At 72.3% G+C, this 3,291-nt stretch carries 2 protein-coding genes; one reads left to right on the top strand and one right to left on the bottom strand.

The features are described from left to right. The first annotated feature begins 20 nt into the window (after nucleotides 1–20). Nucleotides 21–2,018: a DNA helicase RecQ gene (gene recQ / locus GRC12_RS42995; protein ID WP_208785875.1), complete on the top strand. Its 1,998-nt coding sequence runs from the start codon at nucleotides 21–23 to the stop codon at nucleotides 2,016–2,018. A 172-nt stretch (nucleotides 2,019–2,190) separates the two neighbouring features. Here recQ and GRC12_RS43000 read toward each other — a convergent pair whose 3' ends face one another. Then, nucleotides 2,191–3,132 carry a M56 family metallopeptidase gene (locus GRC12_RS43000; RefSeq protein ID WP_208785874.1) on the bottom strand — a complete coding sequence of 314 codons (942 nt, stop codon included), beginning with the start codon at nucleotides 3,130–3,132 and terminating at the stop codon, nucleotides 2,191–2,193. Nucleotides 3,133–3,291 lie beyond the last annotated feature (159 nt).

Genomic DNA, 3,291 nt, shown 5'->3' on the forward strand with positions numbered 1-3,291 from the left:
GGATGGGCGGGATCAGCGCGATGCCAAGGGTGACCGGGACGGCAGGGGCGACTGAGAGCGAGGCGCTGGCCACGCTGCACCGGGTCTTCGGGTACGAGGCCTTCCGCGGCGAGCAGGAGGCGGTGATCGAGCATGTGGTGGCCGGCGGCGACGCAGTGGTCCTCATGCCGACCGGCGGCGGCAAGTCGCTGTGCTACCAGATCCCGGCCCTGGTCAGACCTGGTACGGGCGTGGTGGTCTCGCCGCTCATCGCGCTGATGCAGGACCAGGTGGACGCGCTGCGGGCGCTCGGCGTGCGCGCCGGGTTCATGAACTCCACCCAGGACTTCGACGAGCGCAGGGTGGTGGAGGCCGAGTTCCTGGCCGGGGAGCTGGACCTCCTCTACCTGGCGCCGGAGCGGCTCCGCCTGGACTCCACCCTCGATCTCCTCTCCCGCGGCAAGATCTCTGTCTTCGCGATCGACGAGGCGCACTGCGTGTCCCAGTGGGGCCACGACTTCCGCCCCGACTACCTGGCCCTGTCCCTGCTCGGCGAGCGCTGGCCGGACGTGCCGCGCATCGCACTCACGGCGACGGCCACGCACGCGACGCACCAGGAGATCACCGAGCGGCTGCACATGCCGACGGCCCGGCACTTCGTGGCGAGCTTCGACCGTCCCAACATCCAGTACCGGATCGTGCCCAAGGCCGACCCCAAGAAGCAGCTGCTGGGCTTCCTGAGAGAGGAGCACACGGGCGACGCGGGCATCGTGTACTGCCTGTCGCGCAAGTCCGTGGAGGCGACGGCGGAGTTCCTCAGCCGCAACGGCATCGAGGCGGTCCCGTACCACGCCGGTCTGGACGCGGGCACGCGCGCGGCGCACCAGTCCCGGTTCCTGCGGGAGGAGGGACTGGTCGTGGTGGCGACCATCGCCTTCGGCATGGGCATCGACAAGCCGGACGTCCGCTTCGTCGCCCACCTCGACCTGCCCAAGTCGGTCGAGGGCTACTACCAGGAGACGGGCCGTGCGGGCCGCGACGGTCTGCCGTCCACGGCCTGGATGGCGTACGGCCTCAACGACGTCATACAGCAGCGCAAGCTGATCCAGCTCGGCGAGGGCGACGAGGCGTTCCGCCGGCGGGCCGCCGCCCACCTGGACTCGATGCTGGCCCTGTGCGAGACGGCCCGGTGCCGGCGCGGACAACTGCTGAACTACTTCGGCCAGGAACCGGATCCGGCCGGCTGCGGCAACTGCGACACCTGCCTGACCCCGCCCGAGACCTGGGACGGCACGGTCGCCGCGCAGAAGGTGCTGTCGACGGTGGTGCGGCTGCAGCGGGAGCGTGGGCAGAAGTTCGGCGCGGTGCAGATCATCGACATCCTGCTGGGCAAGCGCACCGGCAAGGTCATCCAGTTCGACCACGACCAGCTGTCGGTTTTCGGCATCGGCGAGGAGCTGACCGAGGGCGAATGGCGGGGCGTCATACGGCAGTTGCTGGCCCAGGGGCTGCTCGCGGTCGAGGGCGAGTACGGCACGCTGGTACTGACCGAGGCCAGCGGATCGGTGCTGCGGCGCGAGCGGGAGGTGCCGCTGCGCAAGGAGCCGAAGAAGCCGGCGACCTCGCGGTCGGCGTCCTCGGCCACCGGCCGGGGCGAGCGCAAGGCCAAGGCCGCCGCGGTGGAGCTGCCCGAGGCGCTGCAGCCGGCGTTCGAGGCCCTGCGTGCCTGGCGCGCCGAGCAGGCCCGGGAGCAGGGCGTCCCGGCGTACGTCATCTTCCACGACGCGACGCTGCGGGAGATCGCCCTGGCCTGGCCGACGTCGGTACGGCAGCTCGGCGGCATCAGCGGGGTCGGTGAGAAGAAGCTGACGACGTACGGGGAGGGTGTGCTGGCGGTGTTGGCCTCGCTGGGCGACGACGGCCCGAGTGCGGCCAAGGCGACGGATGGCGAGCCGGCGGCCGAGGGCAAGCAGCCGACGGACGACGACTGGCCCGAGCTGGACGCGGATGCGGAGCCGGAGCCGGACGACTGGATATAGGCGGCCGGCGTGGCGTGGCGTACGGGTGGGGCCTTCCGGGAGGCGTTCACAGTGCCCGCGCCGCGTACGCCCTGACGTCCGCGTCCGTGTTGCGACAGTGTGCGCCACCTGCCCACCCGTCAGGCAGGGCGATGACCTGCGGAAAGGGCTGGTGCGGAGCAAGGTCTGCCAGTCAGGACAGGGCGGTCAGTCCGGGAGCGAACGTGATCAGCAACGGCAGCAGCGGCACGAGCGCGGCCACCGTCGCCGTCAGTGCCCGGTGTCGCCGCCCCAGCCTCAGCGGCGGCTCCAGCAGCCGGTCCACCCGCTCGCCCAGCAGCCGGTGGCTGGAGGCACAGGACAGCACCCCGCGGTGCTGATTGAGCTCGATCAGCGCCAGCGCGGTCGTCAGATGCCCGCACCGCCGTGACGCCGTGTCGTCCGCCGCCAGCTCCACCAGCCGGTGCGTCTGGTCGCAGAAGTGGGCGAACAGCGGCACCCGCGGAAACCCGGTGGCCAGCGCGGTCGACAGATGCAGCAGCCAGTCGTGGTGGGCCCGCGCGTGGTCCCGCTCGTGCGTGAGTACGGCGTCCAGCTGGTGGTCGGTGAGCCGGTGCAGCGCGCCCGTCGTGACCACCAGCTGCGGCGGATGTCCCGGCATCCACCAGGCGTCGGGGTACTCGTCCTCCAGCACCAGCAGCGGCCCCCGCGCCGCCGCCTCGAGACCGGCCGGCAGCTCGGGCGCCCGCTCGCGCAGATGCGCCCGGGTCACTCCGCGCCGCCGCCGCGCCTCGACCAGTTCGCGGCCGAGCATCGCGGTGGTCCAGGCGGCACCGCAGGCCAGCAGCACCGTGAGGGCGGCGGCCCACACGGGCGCGACGGACAGGTCGTAGGCGGCGGTGACCGCCGGTGGAGCGGGCGCGAAGAGCTGGGCGCGCACCGTGCCGAACACGGCCGCCGCGCCGAGCAGCAGCGCCGCCAGGCAGCACATCAGGACCGTGGCCACCAGGCACTGCCACACCCACAGGGCGACGACCGGCTCCCGCTCGGGCCAGCCGGCCCGCACCAGGGCACGCGGGACCGGCACGGCGGCCGTCAGGGCCACGACACTCAGCAGGAGCAGGCAGATGGTCATGCCACGGGCTCCGGATCCTGGTCGGAGGAAAGGGGCGAGGGCGGGGCAACCGGCTCGGCGCGCAAGTCGCCCGCCGCCAGTATGACGGCGAAGGACGCCGGAGTCAGGAGACAAGAGCGACCCACTACGTCCCGTGCAGTCACCGTCACACCCCAACTC

This window comes from Streptomyces griseorubiginosus (genome assembly GCF_017614965.1).
Lineage (GTDB): Bacteria > Actinomycetota > Actinomycetes > Streptomycetales > Streptomycetaceae > Streptomyces > Streptomyces griseorubiginosus_B.